Annotated in this window: 22 protein-coding genes; 7 read left to right on the top strand and 15 right to left on the bottom strand. The window is 63.8% G+C overall.

Going from position 1 to position 22,166, the window contains the following annotated elements; all coding sequences use genetic code 11:
• Positions 1-27: 27 nt before the first annotated feature.
• From OKA05_RS23285 to gnd, 6 genes are all read right to left on the bottom strand, one after another.
• Positions 28-1,611 (bottom strand): DUF7133 domain-containing protein, encoded by a 1,584-nt coding sequence (locus OKA05_RS23285; RefSeq protein ID WP_264489604.1) that lies wholly within the window; start codon positions 1,609-1,611, stop codon positions 28-30.
• A 23-nt stretch (positions 1,612-1,634) separates the two neighbouring features.
• Positions 1,635-2,489, bottom strand: a complete 855-nt coding sequence (locus OKA05_RS23280; protein ID WP_264489603.1) for a c-type cytochrome — start codon at positions 2,487-2,489, stop codon at positions 1,635-1,637.
• 167 nt (positions 2,490-2,656) lie between these two features.
• A complete protein-coding gene (locus tag OKA05_RS23275; RefSeq protein WP_264489602.1) occupies positions 2,657-3,685 on the bottom strand; it encodes a hypothetical protein in 1,029 nt (342 codons plus the stop codon).
• Positions 3,686-3,793: 108 nt separating this feature from the next.
• Positions 3,794-4,399: an EF-hand domain-containing protein gene (locus OKA05_RS23270; protein WP_264489601.1), complete on the bottom strand. Its 606-nt coding sequence runs from the start codon at positions 4,397-4,399 to the stop codon at positions 3,794-3,796.
• A gap of 86 nt (positions 4,400-4,485) precedes the next feature.
• Complete coding sequence (locus OKA05_RS23265) at positions 4,486-5,130, bottom strand: tetratricopeptide repeat protein (RefSeq protein WP_264489600.1); 645 nt, start codon at positions 5,128-5,130, stop codon at positions 4,486-4,488.
• A gap of 245 nt (positions 5,131-5,375) precedes the next feature.
• Positions 5,376-6,794: a decarboxylating NADP(+)-dependent phosphogluconate dehydrogenase gene (gene gnd, locus OKA05_RS23260; protein ID WP_264489599.1), complete on the bottom strand. Its 1,419-nt coding sequence runs from the start codon at positions 6,792-6,794 to the stop codon at positions 5,376-5,378.
• A 100-nt stretch (positions 6,795-6,894) separates the two neighbouring features.
• On the opposite strand from gnd, the gene pgsA reads away from it, so the two are divergent.
• Positions 6,895-7,491 carry a CDP-diacylglycerol--glycerol-3-phosphate 3-phosphatidyltransferase gene (pgsA, locus tag OKA05_RS23255; RefSeq protein WP_264489598.1) on the top strand — a complete coding sequence of 199 codons (597 nt, stop codon included), beginning with the start codon at positions 6,895-6,897 and terminating at the stop codon, positions 7,489-7,491.
• 28 nt (positions 7,492-7,519) lie between these two features.
• On the opposite strand, the gene OKA05_RS23250 is transcribed toward pgsA, so the two are convergent.
• The 9 genes from OKA05_RS23250 to OKA05_RS23210 form a co-directional block, all read right to left on the bottom strand.
• Positions 7,520-8,086: a GTPase domain-containing protein gene (locus OKA05_RS23250; RefSeq protein ID WP_264489597.1), complete on the bottom strand. Its 567-nt coding sequence runs from the start codon at positions 8,084-8,086 to the stop codon at positions 7,520-7,522.
• Positions 8,087-8,099: 13 nt separating this feature from the next.
• Positions 8,100-8,984: a hypothetical protein gene (locus OKA05_RS23245; RefSeq protein WP_264489596.1), complete on the bottom strand. Its 885-nt coding sequence runs from the start codon at positions 8,982-8,984 to the stop codon at positions 8,100-8,102.
• 90 nt (positions 8,985-9,074) lie between these two features.
• Positions 9,075-9,623 carry a peptide deformylase gene (gene def, locus OKA05_RS23240; RefSeq protein ID WP_264489595.1) on the bottom strand — a complete coding sequence of 183 codons (549 nt, stop codon included), beginning with the start codon at positions 9,621-9,623 and terminating at the stop codon, positions 9,075-9,077.
• The gene (locus tag OKA05_RS23235; protein WP_264489594.1) at positions 9,620-10,060 is read right to left on the bottom strand and encodes an ExbD/TolR family protein; all 441 of its coding nucleotides are present in this window, start codon (positions 10,058-10,060) and stop codon (positions 9,620-9,622) included. Before OKA05_RS23235 ends, def begins: the two co-directional genes overlap by 4 nt.
• Before the next feature lie 10 nt (positions 10,061-10,070).
• Positions 10,071-10,787: a MotA/TolQ/ExbB proton channel family protein gene (locus OKA05_RS23230; RefSeq protein ID WP_264489593.1), complete on the bottom strand. Its 717-nt coding sequence runs from the start codon at positions 10,785-10,787 to the stop codon at positions 10,071-10,073.
• Between the two features lie 3 nt (positions 10,788-10,790).
• Complete coding sequence (locus OKA05_RS23225) at positions 10,791-11,942, bottom strand: hypothetical protein (RefSeq protein WP_264489592.1); 1,152 nt, start codon at positions 11,940-11,942, stop codon at positions 10,791-10,793.
• Positions 11,943-12,000: 58 nt separating this feature from the next.
• On the bottom strand, positions 12,001-12,366 hold the full coding sequence (locus tag OKA05_RS23220) for a hypothetical protein (protein ID WP_264489591.1): 366 nt from the start codon (positions 12,364-12,366) through the stop codon (positions 12,001-12,003).
• Between the two features lie 169 nt (positions 12,367-12,535).
• Positions 12,536-13,867: a 16S rRNA (adenine(1518)-N(6)/adenine(1519)-N(6))-dimethyltransferase RsmA gene (rsmA, locus tag OKA05_RS23215; RefSeq protein ID WP_264489590.1), complete on the bottom strand. Its 1,332-nt coding sequence runs from the start codon at positions 13,865-13,867 to the stop codon at positions 12,536-12,538.
• Positions 13,864-14,022 (bottom strand): hypothetical protein, encoded by a 159-nt coding sequence (locus OKA05_RS23210; RefSeq protein WP_264489589.1) that lies wholly within the window; start codon positions 14,020-14,022, stop codon positions 13,864-13,866. The genes rsmA and OKA05_RS23210 overlap by 4 nt, the downstream gene beginning before the upstream one ends.
• A gap of 202 nt (positions 14,023-14,224) precedes the next feature.
• Between OKA05_RS23210 and OKA05_RS23205 the strand changes: the two genes are divergently transcribed.
• The 6 genes from OKA05_RS23205 to OKA05_RS23180 all read left to right on the top strand — a co-directional run bounded on the left by OKA05_RS23205 (position 14,225) and on the right by OKA05_RS23180 (position 22,163).
• Positions 14,225-15,868, top strand: coding sequence for a peptidylprolyl isomerase (locus OKA05_RS23205; protein ID WP_264489588.1), 1,644 nt, complete (start codon positions 14,225-14,227; stop codon positions 15,866-15,868).
• Between the two features lie 28 nt (positions 15,869-15,896).
• Entirely contained in the window at positions 15,897-16,238 is a 342-nt protein-coding gene (locus OKA05_RS23200; protein WP_264489587.1) for a tetratricopeptide repeat protein, read from the top strand.
• 47 nt (positions 16,239-16,285) lie between these two features.
• Positions 16,286-17,863 carry a methionine--tRNA ligase gene (gene metG, locus OKA05_RS23195; RefSeq protein WP_264489586.1) on the top strand — a complete coding sequence of 526 codons (1,578 nt, stop codon included), beginning with the start codon at positions 16,286-16,288 and terminating at the stop codon, positions 17,861-17,863.
• A gap of 107 nt (positions 17,864-17,970) precedes the next feature.
• Positions 17,971-18,810 carry a glycoside hydrolase family 16 protein gene (locus OKA05_RS23190; protein ID WP_264489585.1) on the top strand — a complete coding sequence of 280 codons (840 nt, stop codon included), beginning with the start codon at positions 17,971-17,973 and terminating at the stop codon, positions 18,808-18,810.
• Positions 18,811-18,812: 2 nt separating this feature from the next.
• A complete protein-coding gene (gene ruvX / locus OKA05_RS23185; RefSeq protein ID WP_264489584.1) occupies positions 18,813-19,235 on the top strand; it encodes a Holliday junction resolvase RuvX in 423 nt (140 codons plus the stop codon).
• Positions 19,236-19,529: 294 nt separating this feature from the next.
• On the top strand, positions 19,530-22,163 hold the full coding sequence (locus tag OKA05_RS23180; protein WP_264489583.1) for a LamG-like jellyroll fold domain-containing protein: 2,634 nt from the start codon (positions 19,530-19,532) through the stop codon (positions 22,161-22,163).
• The last annotated feature ends 3 nt before the right edge of the window (positions 22,164-22,166 follow it).

Raw genomic sequence — 22,166 nt, 5'->3', positions numbered from 1 at the left:
TTCAATAAAGATCGAAAAACCGGACTCTTACGGCAATTCGCTGGCCTGATAGTAGAGCGATTTCCCTTCCAAGGCCTTGCCATCCGCGGACCTCAAGCCTGCCAAATCGAAGCGATGGAGGGCCCCGAGCTTCGGAACGGCCGTGAGCCGCCATTCGCGGCCGTCGCCGATCATCTCGCGCTTGGTGATCTCCACGGTGGCCTCGTCGGTCTTGGGCGAGCCGTAGTCCTCGTGGTAGATGTAGTTGAAGCGGTTGAGGCGGATCGAGTTCACCGACGGCATCGGCCGGTTGAACGAAATCCGGAAGGCGTGACCCTCCGCGGTCTTCTCCAACTTCATGCCGGTGACGACAAAAACGTCTTCGAGCCCCGAGGGGGTCACCTTCACCAGTCCCTCCGCACCGGCCCACGAAAGGTGGGTCTTGCCCACCCACAAGATGCCATCCTTCCCAAAGGCGAGCCGGTGATTGCCATTGCCGAGACCGGCGTCGTCGAAGATCGGGATCAGCGAGCCTTGGCGGAAGCCATTCACGTCGTCGGCGATGAAACGCACCATGCGATTCTGGTTCATTTCGCCGATCAACACCTGCCGGGCATAAGGCCCCCAGGTCGCCGGGAATACCACCGGCTGGGTCGGCGAGTTCGCGAGTTCGCCTTGGGCAAAGCGGCCGCTTTCCTTCACGCGCATCGCATCGATCTTCGCCAGCGACAGCTTGCGCGGATCACCTTGGCTCCAGCCCTCCTGCCAGACCAGCGACGCCGGGTGGCCATGGAAGCCACCCGGCTTCAGCGCGTGCAGCGGCGAGGTGCCGCGCCAATCGCCTTGATTGTCCGTGACCAGCACGTGGCCGTCGGCATCCACGCCGATGCCATCCGGTGAGCGGAAGCCGCAGGCATAGGGCGTCATCGTCTTGCCATCCGGGGAAAGCTTGAGCACCCAACCGCGCCACGGGACGCGCGAGTACATGCGCCCGGCCCTGGCGGCGCGCTTGCCCCACTGCCCGTCGTGGATCATCTGCTTGAAGTCGAGATCGCCCAGTTCCGACCACTTGCCGCGGATCTCCTCGCGCACACCGGCACCATTCGACGCCACGTTGAGAGCGATGTAGAGCGAACCGTCTGGACCCCTCGCCGGACCGAAGGCGAACTCGTGGTAATTCCCCGTCAGTCCGAAGTCATCGAAGACCGTCTCATACTCGTCCGCCTTGCCATCGCCATCGGTGTCCTTGAGGCGGGTCAGCTCCGCGCGCTGCATGACCAGCCACGATGACGGCGACTCGGCGATCACCCCGAGCGGCTCCTGCAATCCCTCGGCGAACTTGCTCCACGTCTTGGTTACAGGATCGAAGATCATCGCCTCGCCACGGTGAAACACGACCGCGACCTTGCCATCCGGCAACACATCCACCCCGCCGACCTGCGGGTCCACCCCCGGCGGATTCGGCATGCGTTCGACCGTGAACGTCGCCGCGGAGACCGTGCCGGCGGCGAAGTACGGAAGGCATCGTAGAAGAGAACCGCGGATGGCGCGGATTTCACGGATGACAGTGCAAGGATTGACGATGGAGCCGATGGGGATCACTCCATTCCGGATCCGTGCGATCCGCGTCATCCGCGGTTTGAAATTCAGCGGCGTCATTTCCAGCGGAAGGTGAGGGTGAAGGATTTGTCGGAGGCGGGAATGGCGTCTCTTCCCGTGGTGGACGTGACGGTGGCTTTCTCGGCAGCGACCGTCATCGCCTTGCCGGCATCGAGTTCGAAGAGGCGCTCGACGCCCGTGCCGTCAGACAAGGGCTTGACCGTTTCCGTCCACGTCACGCCACCACGGCGGTAGCGGAACGAAGGCAGCCCGTCCTTCGCCACGCGGTAGCCGAGGAACTTCGGCGGAAGCTCTTCGCCCGCGAGCGGCCACGTCAGCGGAAAGCGCGCCTCCCGATAGACCACCTCGCCGCCTAACTTCGCCAGCGAGCTGCCATTGCCCTTCCAGTAGCCCCCGCCGTCGATGAAGCCGCCCTTCCACACGTAGCGCAGGCGGCACTCGGCCGCATCGAAGCAAAACGAAAGATCACCCGGCAGCGCCACCGCGATCGCCGCGGGCGAGGCATCCGGCAGGAACACGCGCTGCACCTGCGGCCGGCGGACCTGGGCGGCCGGCACGGCGAAGGGGTCGATGTCGGCTTTCTTCTGCTCCTTCTTTCCCGCGGCCTGGGCGATGATGTACTTGTGCAGCTCGCGCAGCACCGGCTCGCCGAGGTGAGCCATCGAGGGCATCTCGATCGCACCCTCGCGCTTGTGCTGCGGTGCGATGCACCACTTCACGAAGCCGTCCGGATCCTTGCCGTAGATGCCGGCGATCTCGACCAGCGATGGGCCGACGATCATCTGGTCCGCCACGTGACAGGCGGAGCAGTTCATCTGGAAGACCTGCGCCGGCGGATCGGCAGCCGGAAGCGCCGCGGTGCAGAGGAGAAGGACGAGCAGCGGTTTCATGCGAGTGCAGTTGCAGTGTTACGGGGCCGAGCCGCCGCGCAAGGCTGCGCGACGAAAAGTGCAAGGACTCTCCGGAAGGATGCAGGAGATCCTCGTAGGAAACACCATTGGTGCCGTCGATTTCCACCCCTCTTCAGAGGGATCGCCGCATGCGGACCCGCTCCCGGCTACGTCCCGCTCCCGGACGATAGGTCGATCCCGGGATGGTGCTCCTTGAGGCACTTGTCGCAGATCCCGTGGCTGAATTTCACCTCGCTGTGACGCTGGAGGTAGGCCTCGAGCTGGTGCCAGTTGCCACCCTCGTCCCGGATGTCCTTGCAGTAGCTGCAGGTCGGCAGGAAGCCGCGCAGCACCTTCACCTCCTTCATCGCTTGCTGCAGCGATTCGATGAGCGTCACGTTCTCGCGCTCCACCTCCTTGCGGAGTTCGATCTCGCGCTGGGCCAGGCTCAGCTCCTGCCGCACGCGGGTGACCTCCTTGAGAATGGCGAGCACTGGCCGGTTCTCGATCTCCATGCCGTTCTTGCCGCTTTGCCAGGCGAGATACCAGTAGAGGAAGGGAAACGCGAAGATGCCGATGACGAGGCGGCTGAGGAAGGTGCCGCCCATGATTTTAAGGTAGTCCGGCGTGCCGGCGAAGGCCCCGGTGGCAAAGAGGATCACATCCAGCCACAACACGCCGAGCAGGGTCAGGAAGGCCCGCAGCCACAGCTGCACCTGGAGCTTCGGTTGGCCGAGGAATTCCCAGGCGATCGCCAGGAAGATCAGGTCGGCGAGGGCGGCGAAAATCGACGCGGAATAGATCCGCAGGCTCTGCGGCGGGAAATAGCTCAGCCCATCCGGCGAGGAAATGCGGAGCTGCCAGTGCAGCACCAGCGTGACCACCGGCACCATGATGGACACGCCGATGATGGTGGAAATCGCGATCCGCGTGGCCCGCGGGCCGTCGAAGACATAGACGACGAACACCCCTAACAAGAGCGCGGTGTAGAACACCGTCGACCCCACCATGAAAGACACGCCGGGGATATTCACCCGCACGCCGGCATCGGTGACCCATACCATCACCGCGGTCAGGCTGCCGATCAGCGCGTAGAAATGGGCGAGCCCGAGCCGGTTGCGCAGCGAGTGAGCCCACAGGACGAGGAAGTAAACGGCGATCGCTTCGACGATCAGGATCAGCAGTTCGTTCGTCATGCCAACGTGTAGCGCGGCGACGATGTGTCTTCCCGCACGCTGGAAAGCAACCGGCTTTTCCCGAGCCTGCCATCAAAGAGACGAATCGTTGCTTTCCGCAACGTTATCTCAGTCGTCCCGCCGCCGGTTAGAGCCACCGCCGAAGCCGCCACCACCGCCTGTTCCCCGGCGGCTGAATCCGCGCCGGTCACCGCGATCGCCCCGGTCCCGGTCGGAGTTGCCCATGCGCTCCGCCACGTTCTGGATCATGGCCTGCTGCTCGGCGGCATCCAGCGAGCCGTCGGCATTCGTGTCGGCACGGCTGAAGCCGCGCTGCATGGGTCCGGTTACCTCGCTCTGGGCGAGGAGTCCGTCGCCGTTCGCATCTTGCTCCTTCAAGCGGGTGGTCATCTGCTCCGCGACGCGGGTCACCCGCTGCTGGCGCTGCTCGGCACGCCGGGCCTCGCGTTCCTCGGCGGAAAGGGCGGGTGCCGGCGCAGGCGGTGGAGTCGCCGGTGCGGCAGGAGGAACGGTTGGTTGCGAATGCTGGGCGACCGGCGGCTCCGCGGGCTCGGGAACCTTGTCGGCCTGAGGCTTCGGTGTCGCAGGCCGGTCAGGCGTGAAGCGCTTGGAAGCCGACGGCGACTTCGGCTGGGCGGCGACCGGCTCTTGTTTCTCGTCGCACGCGGCTAGCAGCGTGGCGGCAACGACCATCCAAGGGAGCTTCGTTTTCATCGTGACCAATGGGGCAAGACGGTGGCCCGGGGCGAACCAAACGCTGCAACCGGCCCCGCGGGAAAAAGTTGCGGAGCGGGTTGCCGTCAGAAACCCGCTTCACGAAGTTGATCCGCCTGCCGCTCTTCCTCGTCGGCTTCCTCGTTCCGGCCGAGTCCCCGCAGCAACTTCGCCCGGCGCTCGATGTTCGAGGGCTGCAGTGGGTGCAAAGCCACCATCATGTCATAGTCGGCCAGGGCCCGTGCCTGCTGCTTCATGGACTCCAGCAGCATTGCCCGCGACTCGTGATACGCATACGTTCGCGGCTGCTTCTGGATCGCGGTGTCGAGCGCCTTCAGCGCCTCTTCCGGCCGCTTCAGGTTCCACAGCGCGAGGCCGCGATAGTAGTGGCCGCTCGCCTGATCCGGCTGCTCCGCCACCACGCGGGTAAAGTCCTCCAGCGCCGGCTCATAGCGGTGCATCTCGTAGTAAGTGCGACCGCGCGCCATCCGGGCATCCGTATACTTTTCGATGTGCGATAGCGACTCGGTGAACTTCGCGATCGCCTCCTCGCCCTTCGCCTGGTGGAAGGCCTTCAAGCCCTCGTCGTAGGTCTGCTTCGCCTTCGACCACGTGAGGATGTCGTCGAGTTTCTTCAGCTTCTTCTTCTCCTCCGCGGGCTTGGGCGCTTGGGCGGCAAGCGGCACAGGCAGGGAGAAAAGCAGGGCGAGCAGGAGGGGCGTCGCTTTCATGATCGCGGGGGATTCTCTTCGCTGCCTTGCGGGCGGCAATGAGATTCCTGCTGCCGTGATGTAGCGTCGGTCTGCGACCGTCACTGACTGGCGGCCACAAGCCGCATCGTGAGACCTTGTTTCCGAATCCACGACGATGCGGCCCGTGCCGCCGAAGTCCGACGGTTATAGGCCGACGCTACATTAAAAAAAGACGGCCGGGATCGCTCCCGGCCGCCGTTGGAAAAACACACTGTCTCTGTTCCTCAGCCGATGACTTCCGGCCAATCGGTGTGGAAGAATTCGCCGCGTGGCTTGTCGGTGCGCTCGTAGGTGTGCGCGCCGAAGAAGTCGCGCTGGGCCTGGAGCAGGTTCGCGGGAAGGACGGCGCTACGATAGCTATCGTAGTAACCGAGCGAGGCCGAGAACGCGGGCACCGGAATGCCGGCGAGGGTGGCGGTGGCGATGACCTCGCGCCAGTTCTGCTGGAACTCGTTGAGGAGGTTCGTGAAGAACGGGGCGAGCATCAGGTTGCTCAGGCCCGGATCCGAGCGGTAGGCGTCCGTGATGTCGTTGAGGAAGCGGGCGCGGATGATGCAACCGCCGCGCCAGATGGCCGCGATCTTGCCGAGGTCGAGACCCCAGTCCTTCTCCTTGCCCATGGCAGCGATGAGGTCGAGGCCCTGCGCGTAAGAGATGATCTTGGAGGCGAAGAGCGCGTCGTGAACCTTCTTCACCAGCTCGGCCTTGTCGGCGGAGATCTCGGCCTTCGGGCCGTGGAGGAACTCGCTGGCGGCCACGCGCTTGTCCTTGAAGGAAGACAGGATGCGGGCTTCGACGGCGGCGTTGATGGTGGAGATCACGACGGCGTTTTCGACGGCGTTGATCAGGGTCCACTTGCCGGTGCCCTTCTGGCCGGCGGTGTCGAGGATGAGATCGACGAGCGGCTTGCCGGTTTCGGGATCCTGCTGGGCGAAGATCTTCGAGGTGATCTGGATGAGGTAGCTCTCTAGGTCGCCTTCGTTCCAGTCGGTGAAGACGGTGGCGAGCTCGGCCGGGGTGAAGCCGGCAGCCTTGAAGATGTTGTAGGCTTCGCAGATGAGCTGCATGTCGCCGTACTCGATGCCATTGTGGATCATCTTCACATAGTGGCCGGCACCGCCGGGTCCGATGTGGATGACGCACGGCTCGCCATCAACCTTGGCAGCGATGCTTTCGAAGATCGGCTTCATCACGTCCCACGTGGAAGCGGGGCCTCCGGGCATGATCGACGGGCCCTTGCGGGCGCCTTCTTCACCACCGGAGACACCGGCGCCGATGAAGCGGAAGCCGAGGTCGCCGAGCCACTTGTCGCGGCGCTCGGTGTCGGTGTAGAGCGAATTGCCGCCGTCGATGATAATGTCGCCCTTGTCGAGCAGCGGGATGAGGGACTCGATGACCGCGTCCACCGGACCGCCGGCCTTGACCATGATCATCACTTTGCGCGGGGAAGCGAGCGACTGGACGAACTCTTCCAGCGACTTGGCGCCGACGAGTTTCTTGTCCGGATGCTTGCTGACAAATTCGTCGGTGACCGAGGTGGTGCGGTTATAGACAGACACCTGGAAGCCGCGGGATTCCACGTTGAGGACGAGGTTCTGGCCCATGACGGCCAGGCCGATGAGGCCGAAATCGCTGTTACTCATGATCTTGAAACGGTTCAGGAACCGCGGGCCGTGTAGGGAACCGCGGGCCGCGGTGCAACCCCTTGTTGCCATGCTGCCATGCATTCCCCACATTCCGGGCGTGAACTTGCCCAATGCGATCACCCTCTCCCGCCTGTTCCTGACGGCAGTCTTCGTGATCGCAGTGGGTTTTCCGGGAACCGCAGGCTATGCGGTGGCGCTGGTCACTTTCTCGGTGGCAGCGGCCACGGATTGGCTGGACGGCTACCTGGCGCGGAAGCTCGGACTGGTGACGCCGCTGGGAAAATTACTCGACCCCTTGGCGGACAAGATCCTCGTGTGCGCCGCCTTCGTGTATTTTTCCGCCCAACCGGTAGGTGGCTACCACTGCCCGGTGTGGGTCACCGCCACGATCATCGCGCGGGAGTTTTTGGTCACCGGCCTGCGCCAGATCGCGGTCGAGGCCGGGCAGGTGCTCGCCGCCGACAAGCTCGGGAAATGGAAGACCACCTTCCAGCTCACCTACTGCATCACCGGGCTGGTGTGGCTGACCTTTTCCTCAATCGAGAATCCGGGCGTCATCGGGGGCTTGCTGCGCGACTTAGCGAACCCGAAGAACTGGCTGATGCCGGTCTCACTCTGGACCGCGGTGGCGCTGACCCTGATCTCCGGCGCGAACTACGTGTGGGCGAGCCGGAACCTGCTCAAGGGGCGATAGGATCGGCGGCCGACTTCAACGGCCGCAGTCAAAGCCGCTCCTTGATCTGCGCGAGCACCGAATCGAACGCGAGGCCCTCGGCATCCGGCTGGCGGCTGGTGGAAACGAAGCGCGGGATCAGGCCGGGCGGCACGCCCAGGCGCTGGTCGAGCTTCTGCGGCTCGAAGTCCGGGTAGAGGTCCGCGCGGTGATATTGGATCGCGAGGCCGACCGAATGAAGATCGAAGCCGTTGCGCTTCGTGTTATCGGAAAGCCGCATCAGGCTGTCCCACGTAGCCTTGAACTTGGCCGGGTCGACATCGACCACGAAGACGATGCCGGCGGCATCGCGGACCAGCAGTTCCTCGGCGGCGTTGTAGTCCACGCGGCCGGTCAGCGAGTGGACGGCCACATTGAGAAAGCGGCCGTCCGGCAAGGTATTCGGCTCGGTCCACTCGACGCGATGCACATGCACCGCGCCGACCGAGTGCTCGCGGACCGTGGCGGAGCCGAAACGACCGGCAATGGCCCGCAGGATGGCGAGCTTGCCGGTGTCGGCCGCCCCGGTGAGGGCGACCTTCACGGAGACTTGCCGGCCGTTTTGCTGGACCGTCATGCCGGCGACGGCGTCACAGCTTGCCCAATTCGCGGGCAACGATGATGAGCGTTTCCTTCACGCCGGGGGCGAAGCTGCCATCGTTCTGGATAGCGAGGACGACATTGCCTTCGCGGATGAAGTCGATGGGCAGGCTGCCGCTGACGAGCTTCACCTGGCCGGCAGGGAAGCCGAGGTTGTTGATGATCTTGCGGAAGGCATCGACGGTGGCCACTTCATTGCCGGGCACGCGAGCGACGTGGCGGATGCCGGAAAGGCCGCGGGCGCGCTGGAGCATTTCCTCCGCACCGAGTTCGCGGTCCACGCCGAAGATGGCGCGGAGCGCAAGCTGGCGAATCGAGCTGGAGTCGGAGTCGCCGCTATCGCTTTCGACCGCGGCAGGAGCGGCGGCAACCGGAGCTGGCGCGGGAGCGGCGGCAGCGATTGGAGCTGGCGTGGCCGCCGGGGCCGGAGCCGCGACAGGCGCAGGAGCGGCAACAGCAGCAGCAGCTGGAGCTGGGGCTGCAGCGGCAGGCTCCGCGGCAAAGCCGAAGGGACTGGACGCCGGAGCAGCAGTCGGCACGGGCGGCGGCGAGCTTGCAAACGGCGAGGAAGCTGGAGCCGGAGCGTCAAATGGCGAAGGATTCGAGGCCTCGGCCGCAAACGGCGAGCGGGCTTCCACGGCCGGCACTTCACCGGCTGCCGGGCGGCGCTCCGGAAGCTTCACCGGGCGTCCAGCCTCGGCGGCCAAGCGGGTCGGATGGTCGTCCTTCATCGCGGCAAACGGAGATTCCGGCTCGGAGACGATGGCAAAAGGGCTGGTGGCCGGGCCTTCATCGGCGACGGCAAACGGGCTCTTGGCGGGAGGGGCTGGAGCGAAACCTTCTTGGGGTTCGAAAATACCGCGGCTGCTGTTCATGGCATCAAACTTTGTTAGAAAAACGAGCTATCCGGCAGAGTCGATAGCTTTGGCTGCCCGGAAAGTCGAGCCTTCAATCCCCGATGGACGTCATTCGTCGGCGGCGAGCCGCTTCAATTTCCGCCGCAGGCTGATCTTGGTGGCCGGTGCGACGCGATCGATGAAAAGGATGCCGTTGAGATGATCCGTCTCATGCTGCAAGGCGCGGGCGAGCAGGCCATCCGTCTCGATCTCCAGCACCGTGCCATCGAGCTGCGGGAGCTTCGCCTTCAGCGAGCCCGGCCGGCTGACGTCCGCGCGCACGTCGCGGATGCTCAGGCAGCCTTCGGTGTCCTTCTCCTTGGGGCCGGTGAACTCCAGCTCGGGATTGATGAAGATCAGCGGCATGATCGAGTCGAGTGGCGCATCCTCGCCACCGACCTTGAGGAAGGTGATGCACTCGGGATCGTGCGCCACATCGATCACCGCGAGGCGGAGCGCGACGCCGATTTGCGGCGCGGCCAGACCCACGCCATTGGCGTCGTACATGGTTTCGAGCATGTCGGCGGCAAGCTTGCGCAGGTCATCATCGACTGTTTCGACGGGCTTGCAGCGTTCGCGGAGGACAGGGTGGCCGTATTGGACGATTTCGAGGATCATTTCGAGGAACTGCCCGGTTCCTGCGGCAGGCGGATACGGGCCGGCACGTCCTTAATCGCGATGCCCGCGCGGGTCAACGCGTCCCATACGCCGAGCAATTTCTCCAGCGGCACCTGCTTGTCCGCCTCCAGTTCCAGCTTGCGGCCGGGGTTCTCTTTCGTGAATGCCTTCAGGTAGGAATCGAGCAGTTGCACGTCCGGCACGGCCACGGCGTCGAGGGTGATCTTGCCCTCCTTGTCGAGCGCGAGCACCGAGCGGGAATCCACCACCGCCGAACCGGCGATTTCCCTGACCGTGGGCAGTTCGATCGGCAGCACGCTGCGCGGCTTCTTGAAGGTCGTGGACACCACCAGGAAGATCAGGATGACGAAAAGCAGGTCGATCATGGGGACCACCGGCACCCCACGGGTCTTGCGGACGGGATGTTCGAAGTGCATGGCCGGTTTGTTAGACAGGAAGCTGCGCGGATGCGGGCGCTGGCAGCGGCGGGCGAGCGGGCACGGCAGCAGATCCCTCGCAGGTGCGGGCGAAGCCGGCCAGCAGCCCCTCGAGACGGGCGACGAACATATCGATGCGGCGGAGGAAAAATGCGTGGGCCACGATCGCCGGCACCGCCAGCGCCAAGCCGAAGACGGTGGTATTCAGCGCCTCGCTGATGCCGCGCGAGACCAGCGTGGGGTCGGGATTTTCCCCCAAGCCGCCGAACATCACGACTAGGCCGCTGGCCATCCCGAGCAGACCTAACAGCGGGGCGATGCTGACGATCACGTCGATGGACGACATCCCGGCGTGCAGCCGCAGGACCTCCTCGCGTGCCGCGGCCTGGACGGCACCCGTGATTTGCTCGCGGGTCTCTCCGCGGTGGCGCAGCGCAATGCCGCAGAGCCGGGCCAGCGGCGTGCGGCCCTCCTTGATCTCGTCGAACAAGCCGGGGCTCGCCTCGTGCTGGTGCTCGTATTCGCGCAGCTTCCGCTCCAGCCCGGACGGCACGATAATGTCGCGTCGCAGCGAGAGCAGCTTGAAGAGGATCGACGCCACCATGACGAAGGAGCACAGGGCCAGCAGGATCATGCAGTAGCCGCCATCGGCGAAGAACTGCCAGATCCGCTCCACGCGGGATTTTTCCACCGTCGCGGCGGCGGCAAGGAACAAGGGAAGGGACATGAGTTAGAAACTGAAACGGTAAATAAGCTCAAGCGGCTCGCCATTGAGCTGCTTCTTTAGATCCGCCGGCATCACGGGGATCTCGGCGTCATTGATGGCATTGAGGGTGAAACCCTTGGGAATCGCGCCGACCTGCAGGTCCTCGACCACGCGGATCTCGCGGACCTTGCCCTTGGCATCGAGCATGAAGCTCATGGTGAGCATGCCGGGCGTGATGTAGTCGCGGTTGCGGACGCAGTTGAGCTGCCACTCCTTCTCCACGGCACGGCTGACGGCGGCATGGTAGCGGCCGAGCACGGAGTCCTCCACATTGAGGGCCGAGCGCCCGCTGCGGGTGATGGACCCGACCAGCTTGGTCTTGACCTGATTGCCGCGGAAACCGGGAGCGTTCGCGTTGGCGGCCGCTTGCTTCGGTTGCTCCGCGGCGGGCTTTTCCTCGGGCTTTTGGCCATCAGCCCGGCGCTCCGGTTGCGCGGGCTTGGTCTCGTCCTCCGGCTTCGCTTCCTTGACCCGCCGCTCGACCGGCGAGGGACCCTCGGCCAACTGCTCACGGGTCGCTTCCGCCGGTGGCTTCTCCGCCTCAAGCTCGCCATCGCGCTTCGCCGCCTCGGCGACGTTATCCTGGTGGGGAGTCATCGGCGCGGGCTTCGACTCCGCGGGAGCGGGTTCGCCGATGCGAGCCTTCCTGTCATGAGCCAAATCGCCGTCCTGGTAATTGCTCCGGGTCGTTTCGACCTCGTCCTCATAAAGAGGGTCGCGACCTTTCTGGCTGATCTGGTCCGGAGCCATGGGAGCCGGCGTCGTGTCGCTTGTAGCCTGGGTGCTCCGCTCGCCGATGAAATCCGGCCGATCCGGAGTCGCTTCCACCTGATCCGGCGAGGTCCGCGCGAAGTCGGGAGGAGGAGCGGGCGGCGGCACCACGGGCGCCGCCGGAGCGGGCTCGCCGGCCACGCTCTCGATCATTTCCGGCATGATTACCGCCACCGATTCGCCCGTGGAGGTCACGGGATCCCGCGGCAGGGACTGCAGGGCGATCTTGGCCAGCACCCAAAAGGCAATCGCCGACAGCGCGATCAGATTGACCAGTGCGGACACGGCGAAAGCCACCAGCCACAGCCGGGTCTGGCTTTCAAAGGGAGTCGTGGCCGCGCTCATGGGAACACGGCGGCGACCCTTCACTGAAACCGGCGTCCCTGCAATCAGGGAAATCCGTTCACCAATCTTCGACGTTCACCGGCTCATGGGCACCTGCTCCGGAAAGCGAGCACTCCAAATACAGGCTGCCGAGGGCAGGAATGATATCTCCGCTCGTGGTGTAGCTGCCTCGGCCGGGGCAGGACGGCATCGCTTCGACGAAGCGACCCAGGCCGATCACCTCGGACTGAAGCCCGGGGACGGTTTCGCCCGGATTGCGGCCGTTGAGATTCGCGTAGCTGCGAACGCCCTTTTGAACCGACTGGAGGTTCAGGATGCAAAGCACCCGGTCGGAACCATTCTTCCAGGCATTTGCGCCAAAGAAGAGGATTGTGATCAATGTGAGGAGTACGAGGATGACGACAGTGAGCTCAAGGAGAGTCATCCCCCGGGCCCGAAGATTTCTAGCATGGTGCCGGCGGGAGTTCCGGCTGTACCCGATGTGACTGGCTGGTTTCATGGGTGGGACAGGTGAACATTGCGGGGAGCGTCCCTAGACTAAAATATTAGCCTTTCCAGACAAGCTTATTCTAAAAACATTCCAGCTCAGGCAATTATCGTCCTCTCGATAACTTCCAGCACTCCACGAACCCGCTGGCGAAGTCTTCCGGTCGCGCCGCAATCCATCCGTCGAGCTCTTCCGGCCTCATCCACAAGGCAGCTTCGACCTCCGCACTGGGAAACCGCGGCGTGCCGTCCCACCGACAAAGGTAGAGCCGCACATGCTCCCATCCGGTGGCATCGGTCGGGGGAATCCGGCCGATTTCCTCGGCAGGCACCCCCGTGATTCCCATTTCTTCCTCCAATTCGCGAATCGCAGCGTCGGCGTAGTCCTCGCCGGCATCCAGATGCCCGGCCACGCTGGAATCCCAAACGCCGGGGTGGGCATCCTTGAACCGCGAGCGCTTCTGCAACAACAGCTCGCCATGGCGATTCACGACAAACACGTGGATCGCCCGGTGAAGCAGGCCCTTCTCATGGACCTCCCGCCGCGTGGCCTGGCCGGTCACTTGGTCGCCCGCATCCACCACGTCGAAAATCTCGTCACCGCGCTGTGGCACGTCGCGCAGCGGATGATCGTCGTAAACCCGGGCCAGCTCGATCCACTGGGCCAGCGAAAGCTCCTCGCCCCGGGCGGTCGCAGCCACCCCCAGCGCGGTGTGAACTTCCTCCCATGGCGGGCTCTCGGGCATGTGCTTGCCCATTTGCTTGCGCCGCTGGGCGAAGCCGCGGCGGATCAGCTCGTCGAAACGCCGGGCATCGAATGCCGGGAACTCCTTTCCCCGCGGGGTCAGCAGCGCCACCGAGGAATCGATCTGCGGCCGCGGGTGAAAGGCCTCCGGCGGCACCGTCCGCAGCGGCTTCACCTGCCACTCGCTCTGCACCCGCAGCGTCAGGACGCCGTATTCCTTGGTCCGTGGACCGGCGGCGAGACGCTCGATCACTTCCTTTTGCAGCATGATGACCGCGAGCTCAAAGGGATGGGGGCGGGACAGGAAATTCCGCAGGATCGCCCCGCCGGAAGAATAGGGCAGATTTCCCAGAAACTTCACCGGCCGGTGCTTCCAGAGCGTCCGCACGTCGAATTTCGCTCCATCGGCATGATGAACCTCCACGCTCGGCTCGTTGGCGAAGCGCCCCTTCAAATAGGCCGCCAGCCGTGAATCAAACTCCACCAGCACGATCCGCCGGACGCGGCCGACGAGGTGCTCGGTCAGCGCGCCGGTGCCCGGCCCGACCTCGACGATGGTGTCCTCCGGCCGGGCGTCGAGCTGGTCGGTGATCCAACGCGCCATGTTCGGATCGCAGAGGAAATTCTGGCCAAGCTGGCGGCTGGGCATCACCCCGGCGGTCTCCAAGGCATCGCGAATCTCGTGTCCCGTCACGCCGCGAGCGATGCCGCCTTGCCCGGCCCGCGACAAGATTGCTTTTCCGCCGCAGCGGGAAAATCGCTCCCGAAAAAAATCTGAAAAACCTTTGAACGGATCCCCCGGCTGCCGGTCAGACCCCTTTGAAAACCGCGCGCAAGTGCAGTTTTCATGTAAGGGTGAACAGCAGTTGTCAGCTTTCGCCGGGCTTGCCCGACGGGGTTGACGAACTTGGCCGCCGGGGAGTGGGTGCTCCCCGGCGGCTCTTTTTTTGTCGCGACCGGTCGTGTTTGAGACCGCGAATAAGGGTTGAAGCCGTCCCTGCGGCTCCCTTTACTTCCGCGCCCCGCGAGGGACATCCCAGAAGAAGCGTCCATGATCGAACACCTCCGTAAATACACCGGCCTCATCATCATCGTGGTCGCCCTGCTGTTCGTAGGCCTTGTCTTTTTCGAGAATAACACCGGAGGCCGCGGGTCGGCCGGTGATCCGCCCGCCCTCTCCGTGGATGGCCGCCAATACACCATGACCGAGGTGCAGAAGCTCGGCGAGACGCCGATGGCGCTCGTCCAGGGCTTCGGCATGTATGGGATGATCGATTTCCTGAGTACGCTCGGCGGCTTCGGCGGCGGCGAGGAAACCGCGAATCGCTTCTTCGTGAACCGCTTGATCGTGCGCCAGGCCGCGGAAGACTTCGGCGTGCATCCGTCGGCCGAGGAGATCTCCGCGGAGATCAAGAAGATGCCGACCTTTCAGGGAGCTGATGGCGCTTACAACCAGCAGACCTACAACGATTTCATCACCAAGCGCTTGGGCCGCCTCGGCATGACCGAAGGCGACTTCATCGACATCGTCCGCGACACGCTCGCCACCCGCAAGCTGACCGAAATCATCGGCGGCGGCCTCGCCGTGGACCGCAGCGTCGCTGCCCAGCAGGTGACCAGCCGCGACCAACAGGTCGCCATCCAGCTAATCCGGATCCCGCTCTCGAAGTTCCAGGACGAGCTCAAGCCGACCGACGAGGAACTGAAAGCCCAGTGGGAAACCACCAAGGACAAGTATCAGACCGACCGGAAGATCAAGGTCTCCTACCTCATCGCCAAACCGACCTACCCGGAGCTGCCAAAGGACGAAACCAAGCTGCCCGACGCCGTCACCGACGAGCAGAAGAAGGAAGCGGAAAAGGCCGCCGCCGACAAGAAGGCCGCCGCCGAAGCCAAGCTCGCCGAGCACAAGCGCAAGGTGGACACCCAACTGGCCGATACCGTCGATGGCCTCCTGCAGCAAATCGAAGCCAGCGAAGGCAAGGATTTCGCCAAGCTCGCCGAGGAAAACGGCTGGAAGATCGTCACCACCGACCTCTTCACCCGCACTTCCCTGCCCGCCGAGCTGTCCGTCAATACCCGCTCGACCTCCAATCCCCGTCCGGTCGGCGACATCATCTTCCAAATCACTCCCGGCTCGGACGCGATGTCTCGCTTCAGCGAGGCACTGCCGATTGCCGATGGAGCCTTCCTCATCGCTCACCTCGATGAAGCCGAGGAGCCGCGCACCAAGACCTTCGAAGAGGCCAAGGATCTGGTCCGCGTGGACTTCATCACGGACAAGGCCGGCGAAGCCCTCAAGAAGGACGCCGACGAGAAAGCAGCGAAGCTCCGCGAGGCACTTGCCGCCGGCAAGTCCTTCGCCGATGCCGCCAAGGAACTCGGACTCGAGGTGAAGTCGCTCGGCCCCTTCAAGGCCACCGACAAGCTTCCGGAGGAAGCCGACACCTCGATCCTCTTCGAAACCGCCTCGTTGGTGGATCCCGGCACGCTGGCGGATCCCGTGATGCGGCCGGATGGAGCCGTGTTCATCTTCGTCGAGAAGCGCGAGGTCGTGAAGGACCCGGCCCGCGACGAGCGCATCAACCAGTCGCTGACCGGCCTGACCTCGAACCAGCAGCGCATCGCCTTCTCCGCGTGGCTGGAGGAAAAGCTGGCCAGCACCCAGGTCACCGATCTTCTCAAGAAGCCCTGACCGCCTCCGCTCCGGAGCCCCGCAGCCCATGCCCGACTCCGAACGCGATCTGATCTTCGACGACGCCAATGGCGCGCTCGCCCTCGGCGAGCTGGAGGAAGCCTGTAGCCTCTACCGCCGCTGCGTCGCGCTCGATCCCGAGTTCTTCGATGGCTGGCACGCCCTCGGCATGTGCCTGCTGAAGCTCGGCCACGTGAAGGAAGCGATCGGCTGCGGCCTGCAGGCGACCACCCTGCAGCCGAATGACCTGCTCGCCTGGACCGGCCTCTCGCAAATGTACGTTCGCGACGGCCAGATCGGGGAAGCCGAGTCCGCCAAGGCCAACGCCCGCATCCTTTCGCTAGGCGGCAAGGTGGTCCGTGAGCCTTGATCCTTCCCCTCTTGCGTCTTCAGTCTTCAAGTCTTCTGTCTCCTTCCATGTTCTACATCACCACCGCCATCGACTACACCAACGGCGCCCCGCACATCGGCCACGCCTATGAAAAGGTGCTCGCCGACGTGATCGCCCGCTACCAGCGGTTGAAAGGCGAGGAGGTCTATTTCCTGACGGGCGTGGACCAGCACGGCCAGAAGGTCCAGCAGATCGCGGAAAAGGAAGGGATCAACCCCGCCACCTTCGCCAAGAAGACGACCAAGCTTTTCCTCAACCTCTGGAAGAAGCTCGGCGTCGCCTACGACGGCTGGGCGGAAACCACCGACGACCGCCACAAGGCCTGCGTCCGGGCGATCCTCAGCGACCTGAAGGAGCGCGGCGAACTCTACAAGAAGGGCTACAAGGGATTCTACTCGATCCGCCAGGAGCAATTCCTCACCGATCGCGACCGCAACGAAGCCGGCGAATTCGGGCCCGAATGGGGCGAGGTCATGGAAATCGAGGAAGAGAACTGGTACTTCCGCCTCAGCGCCCACGCCGAGTGGCTGAAAAACTACGTCTCTAGTAATCCGGATTTCGTGGTTCCCGGCTTCCGCCGCAATGAGCTGGTCGGTGCGCTGGCGAATTCCGGCGAGCTGGACCTCTGCATCTCCCGCCCGAAGGAGCGTCTCCGCTGGGGCATCGAGTTTCCCTTTGACCCCGACTTCGTCACCTACGTCTGGTTCGACGCGCTGATCAATTACATCTCCTTTGCCGGTTACCGCGCGCAGGAAGGCTCCGACCTTCCCTCCTTCGAGAAACTCTGGCCCTGTGCCGCGCACGTCATCGGCAAGGACATCCTGGTGCCTGCCCACGGCATCTATTGGCCCTGCATGCTCCACGCGATGGGCTTCAGCGACGAGCAGATGCCCAAGATCCTCGTCCACGGCTGGTGGAACCGGAAGAACGCGGCCGGCGGCAGCGAGAAGATGTCCAAGTCGCTCGGCAATGTCGTCGATCCCGACGAACTCGCCGACAAGTTTGGTGTCGATGCTCTGCGCTACTACCTCGTGCGCGACATCGTCACCGGAAAGGATGCGGACTTCGATCTCGAACGGCTGGTGATGCTCTACAACCAGGAGTTGGCGAATGAACTCGGCAACCTCTGCAACCGCGCTCTCGCCATGACGGGACGCTTCTGCAATGGCATCGTCACCACCACGGGCGAGACGAGTGACGATGACCTCGACATGCGCGCCTCGCTCGCCACGGTCATCGAGGACTATCGTGCCGCGATGGACGCATTCGACATCGCCGAAGGTCTCAAGGCCATCAACCGCCACGTCACCTTCTGCAACGCCTACGCCGACCGCAACAAGCCGTGGGAACTTGCCAAGGATCCCACCAACAAGGCGCGCCTCGAAGCCGTGCTCGCGAACCTCGTGGAGAGCCTCGCCCACTGCGCGGTGTTGCTTTCGCCCGTGCTGCCGGATCCCGCCGAGCGCATCGCCGCCCAGCTCCGGATTGACGATTTGCTGAAGCTGAAGCTGGATGACCTGAAGTGGGGCCTCGTCGCCAACGGCCACGAAACCGGCAAGGCCAAGCCGGTCTTCCCGAAAATTGTCATCGAAGAAGCGGAATGAGTCGCGCGGCGGCGGCGGAGGAGAACCCTCTCCCCGTTCGGGTGGTTGCTCAGAATGAAATAGCGTCGCAGTTTTCATAGTCTGCCCTGCTACCATCACATTCGCCGATGACCCGATACCTGCTGCCTCTTCTCTTCACCGCATCCGCGTTCGCCCAGAACGAGGAACCGGCTGCACCGCCGCGCCATCCGGCGTACAAGCTCGTCTGGTCCGACGAGTTCGATGGCGATGGCGCGGTGGATGAGAGCAAGTGGCGCTTCGAGGAAGGCTTCCAGCGGAACCACGAACTCCAGTGGTACCGCAAGGACAACGCCGTGAAGAAGGAAGGCCTGCTGGTCATCGAGGCTCGCCGTGAGAAGTTTCCCAATCCGCAGTTCCGCGAGGGCGCCCGCGACTGGAAGCACCAGCGCAAGGAGGCCGACTACACATCCGCCTCGCTGACCACTGCGGGCAAGCAGGACTGGAAATTCGGCCGCTTCGAGATCCGCGCCCGTTTCAAAGCCCGCCCCGGTCTGTGGCCGGCCATCTGGACCACCGGCCGCGGACGCTGGCCGCATGGGGGCGAGATCGATATCCTCGAATACTACGGCGGTCGTATTTACGCGAATTTCTGCTGGGCCGGAAAGGGCGGCCGCGACTTGTGGAGCACCGGCTCGCATTCATTCGGCCGCTTCGACGACGGCAGTTGGCAGGAGCGCTTCCACGTGTGGGTGCTGGAGTGGGACGCGGAGAAGATGACGATCTGGCTCGATGGCCAGCCGCTCAACACGCAGCTCATGAGCCACGTGAAGAATCAAGACGGCCCCCCCGTGAATCCGTTTCTCGCTCCGCAGGCGATGCGCCTGAACTTCGCGATCGGCGGCATGAATGGCGGCGATCCTTCCGGCACGACTTTCCCGCAGCGCTACGAGGTGGATTACGTGCGCGTTTATCAGAAGCCGGAGTAGCCATGGACGAAGGCCCGCATCCCGCGCTCGGCATTGATCACGGCGAAGCCCGCATCGGCATCGCCGCCACCGATCCGCTCGGCATCCTGGCCCATCCGGTGGAAACGATCGATGTCCGCGCGACCGATCCTATCGATCGCATCGCGCAACTCGTGACGCAGCGTGGTATCCGCACGCTGGTCGTGGGCCTGCCGATTCGCAGCGATGGCACCGAGGGCACCGCGGCGGAGAAAGTCCGCGCGTTCGCGACCAAGCTCTCGGCGCGTTTGCCGGAGTTGCCGCTCGAACTCGTCGATGAGGCCTACACCACGCTGGCCGCTTCTGCGAAGCTGCGCGAGGCCGGCCGCAAGGCGAAGCAGCAGAAAGGCGTGATCGATCAAGCCGCCGCCGTCGAGATCCTCGAGGCGTGGATGAACGGGATCTAACATCCCCGGAAAAACTCAGGAGGATGGCTCGTGGCGCGACCTCCCGCGGCTTTGATGAAGCGTGCGCCACATTATGATCGAAGCGTCATCCCGGAATATTGTCCGGCAAGGGTAACTTCATGAGCGGCTGCTAGAGATTAGGCCGAAAGGGTCGGATTTGTGCCGATTCGCCAGTGCCGGAAGCGATTCGCAGGGCCGTGGTATCGGCGGTGCTGATTTGTATGCAAGTGTTTCCCGGCGGCGCAGGCACCCGTCGCCCGTGGCCGGGGAGCACGAACTCTCATGCCCGACCTCATGAATCCGACCTCAACCTCAGCACCGCGATGGCTTGCCGCCATCACCCTGGCCGCCGCCTTCCCACTCCACGGGGCAACCGTGACGCTCAATGCCGGCGACGGCTTCGGCCTCTCGTCGTTCAACACCGCAGGCAACTGGAATCCCTCCGGACTACCTGTTGCCGGGAACGCCTATCAAGTCGCCGTGATCCAGCTCCGCACTCCGGCGGATGGGAACAGCTACACGTTTCAAGGCGATTCGCTGTCGATCAACACGGGTGGCTCCATGCTTTACAAGGGCGCGGGGACCGCGGGCATCCTCACCGTCCCCAACCTGATCCTCAATGGAGGCAAGCTCGACCATGCGAGCAGCTTCGCCGATGTCTTCACCGTGGCCGGTGGACTGCAATTCGCCGCCGCCTCCATCATCGAAGCCCGCCAGGGACCGATCGTGATCTCCTCGGTGATGACCGGCAGCGCCGGGCTGACCTTGCCCGTCACCAACAATAACAACGCCTACTCCGTCACCTTCAGGGGTGCCAGCACCTACACCGGAAGCATCACGGTTGCGGGGAATCTGGTGTTGGATACCACGGGCTCGTTCACCTTTGCGATCGGTGCCACCGGGGTGAACAACACCATCTCCGGTACCGGATCCACAGTGTTCAACGGAGCCTTCAATATCGATCTGACGAATGCGGGCGACACCATCGGCAACCAGTGGACGCTGGTGAATGTCGCCACCCTCGTCGAAACCTTCGGCACGAATTTCAGCATCGCCGGCTTCACCGAGAACAACGGCTTCTGGACCTCGGCCGACGGTAAATACCAATTCAATGAAGCAACCGGCGTGCTCAGCCGCATCACCGCCGACACGGATGGTGACGGGCTGCCGGATACGTGGGAGATGGACTACTTCGAGCATCTCGACGAAGGGGCGCTGGACGATCCCGATGGCGACTATGCCACCAACCTTCTGGAGTTTCAGAGAACGACCAATCCGGAACTTGCCACCTCTTATCCCGACACTGACGGGGATGGGCTGAACGACGGTTGGGAACTCCACTTCTTCAACAACAGTCTCGCCCAGCTCGCGAATGGCGATCCCGATGGCGACCACAATACCAACGCCGCCGAACAGACCGCCGGCAGCGATCCTAACAACGCCTTCGCCTATCCCGACACCGACAACGACGGCCTCAACGATGGCTGGGAGGTCTTTTACTTCGATACGCTTCCCGCGGGCGTTCCGGATGCCGATCCCGATGGCGACCTCTTCGACAATGAAGAAGAGATGTGGTCGGGCACCAATCCCGAGGACCAGCTCTCCTCACCGGACATCGACAACGACATGGCCGGCGACGGACTGCCTGACGGATGGGAAGTGAAGTACTTCCGCGTCGGCAATGAAACGCTGGCCGAAGCGACCGCACGTCAAAGCGCCATCGGCGATCCGGACGCCGATGGCGTGAACAACAAGCTGGAGTATCTGGTCGGCACCGACCCCTCAAACGCGGCATCGGCGGAAACGACGCTGGGCTACTGGCGCTTCGAGGAAGCGACCGCTGGCGAAGTTCCCGCGGGTGGCAATGGCCAGTATCTGTTTCCCACTTCGATCCAGGACTCATCCGTCTACGGCAACCACATGATGGCATGGGCCGACTACAGCCGCCCGAACTACGCCGCGGTGGTCCCGTCCCCCACAGTGCCGGCCACCGGTGCCTCTGATACCGCTTCGCTGTTCTTCCAGCGGAATGCCAATGGCATTTACTACATCGAGGCGATCTTCTCGACACCGACTGCCAACCTCGGTGGTGGCCAAGCGACCTTGCGGACCTACCCCTTCACCGGCTTCACCGTCGAGGCGAGCTTCAATACCAACCTCACCGGCCAATGGCAGGTGCCGGTGTGCAAGCTAGGCAATCCGGTCGCAGGCCAACCGCCGTTCTCGATCAAGATCGACACCGCGAATAAACTGCGCGCTGGGATGGTGGATGGATCCGGCGTGGCTCGGGAGATCATCGGCACCTCGACGATCGCGGCGGGCTCCTGGTATTCCACCGCAGTCACCGGCACCGCCACCGAGATGAAGCTGTGGCTGAAGAAGCCCGGCGATGCTGGCTACGTGCTGGAAGGCACGGCCGCCATCTCCGGTGCGTGGCATGTGCCGGCCACCGGTCCGCTCGATAACCCTTGGAACATCGGCCAGGGCATGTGGAACGGCGGTGCCACCGACGCATTCCAAGGCAACATCGACGAAGTGCGGATCAGCGCCGTGGCCTTGCCAGAGTCGCAATTCCTCTTCCACCAGGATGGCACGCCATTCCAGTTGTGGGCGGAGCAAAACATCCCGAACGCCAGCCTGCGCGCAGAGACCGCCGATGCTGACGGCGACGGCACCTCGAATCTCGTCGAGTTCCGTCTCGGCCTGAATCCGATGAGCGGCTCATCGTTCTTCGCAGGAAGCTTGAGCGGCAGCACCATCACCTGGCCTGCCGCTGCCGGAGTGCAGTTCACGGTCCAGCGAAGCACCACTCTTGCTGGCTGGGAGAACGTCGGGACGGTGACCGCCACGGGTGCGAGCGCGTCATGGACCGACCTGTCACCTCCGCCCGGCGGCAAGGCATTCTACAAGGTCACGTTTGTGGAATAATCA

This window comes from Luteolibacter arcticus (genome assembly GCF_025950235.1).
In the GTDB taxonomy this organism is placed as follows: Bacteria; Verrucomicrobiota; Verrucomicrobiia; order Verrucomicrobiales; family Akkermansiaceae; genus Haloferula; species Haloferula arctica.
Note: the sequence above shows the minus strand (reverse complement) of the source record. Positions and strands in the feature narration are given on the sequence as shown.

Bases quoted from the DNA above. Each gene is read 5' to 3' on its own strand.
- OKA05_RS23285 (WP_264489604.1), bottom strand. From the start codon at position 1,611: ATGACGCGGATCGCACGGATCCGGAATGGAGTGATCCCCATCGGCTCC.
- OKA05_RS23280 (WP_264489603.1), bottom strand. From the start codon at position 2,489: ATGAAACCGCTGCTCGTCCTTCTCCTCTGCACCGCGGCGCTTCCGGCT.
- OKA05_RS23275 (WP_264489602.1), bottom strand. From the start codon at position 3,685: ATGACGAACGAACTGCTGATCCTGATCGTCGAAGCGATCGCCGTTTAC.
- OKA05_RS23270 (WP_264489601.1), bottom strand. From the start codon at position 4,399: ATGAAAACGAAGCTCCCTTGGATGGTCGTTGCCGCCACGCTGCTAGCC.
- OKA05_RS23265 (WP_264489600.1), bottom strand. From the start codon at position 5,130: ATGAAAGCGACGCCCCTCCTGCTCGCCCTGCTTTTCTCCCTGCCTGTG.
- gnd (WP_264489599.1), bottom strand. From the start codon at position 6,794: ATGAGTAACAGCGATTTCGGCCTCATCGGCCTGGCCGTCATGGGCCAG.
- OKA05_RS23250 (WP_264489597.1), bottom strand. From the start codon at position 8,086: ATGACGGTCCAGCAAAACGGCCGGCAAGTCTCCGTGAAGGTCGCCCTC.
- OKA05_RS23245 (WP_264489596.1), bottom strand. From the start codon at position 8,984: ATGAACAGCAGCCGCGGTATTTTCGAACCCCAAGAAGGTTTCGCTCCA.
- def (WP_264489595.1), bottom strand. From the start codon at position 9,623: ATGATCCTCGAAATCGTCCAATACGGCCACCCTGTCCTCCGCGAACGC.
- OKA05_RS23235 (WP_264489594.1), bottom strand. From the start codon at position 10,060: ATGCACTTCGAACATCCCGTCCGCAAGACCCGTGGGGTGCCGGTGGTC.
- OKA05_RS23230 (WP_264489593.1), bottom strand. From the start codon at position 10,787: ATGTCCCTTCCCTTGTTCCTTGCCGCCGCCGCGACGGTGGAAAAATCC.
- OKA05_RS23225 (WP_264489592.1), bottom strand. From the start codon at position 11,942: ATGAGCGCGGCCACGACTCCCTTTGAAAGCCAGACCCGGCTGTGGCTG.
- OKA05_RS23220 (WP_264489591.1), bottom strand. From the start codon at position 12,366: ATGACTCTCCTTGAGCTCACTGTCGTCATCCTCGTACTCCTCACATTG.
- OKA05_RS23210 (WP_264489589.1), bottom strand. From the start codon at position 14,022: ATGAAAACTGCACTTGCGCGCGGTTTTCAAAGGGGTCTGACCGGCAGC.
- OKA05_RS23205 (WP_264489588.1), top strand. From the start codon at position 14,225: ATGATCGAACACCTCCGTAAATACACCGGCCTCATCATCATCGTGGTC.
- OKA05_RS23200 (WP_264489587.1), top strand. From the start codon at position 15,897: ATGCCCGACTCCGAACGCGATCTGATCTTCGACGACGCCAATGGCGCG.
- metG (WP_264489586.1), top strand. From the start codon at position 16,286: ATGTTCTACATCACCACCGCCATCGACTACACCAACGGCGCCCCGCAC.
- OKA05_RS23190 (WP_264489585.1), top strand. From the start codon at position 17,971: ATGACCCGATACCTGCTGCCTCTTCTCTTCACCGCATCCGCGTTCGCC.
- ruvX (WP_264489584.1), top strand. From the start codon at position 18,813: ATGGACGAAGGCCCGCATCCCGCGCTCGGCATTGATCACGGCGAAGCC.
- OKA05_RS23180 (WP_264489583.1), top strand. From the start codon at position 19,530: ATGAATCCGACCTCAACCTCAGCACCGCGATGGCTTGCCGCCATCACC.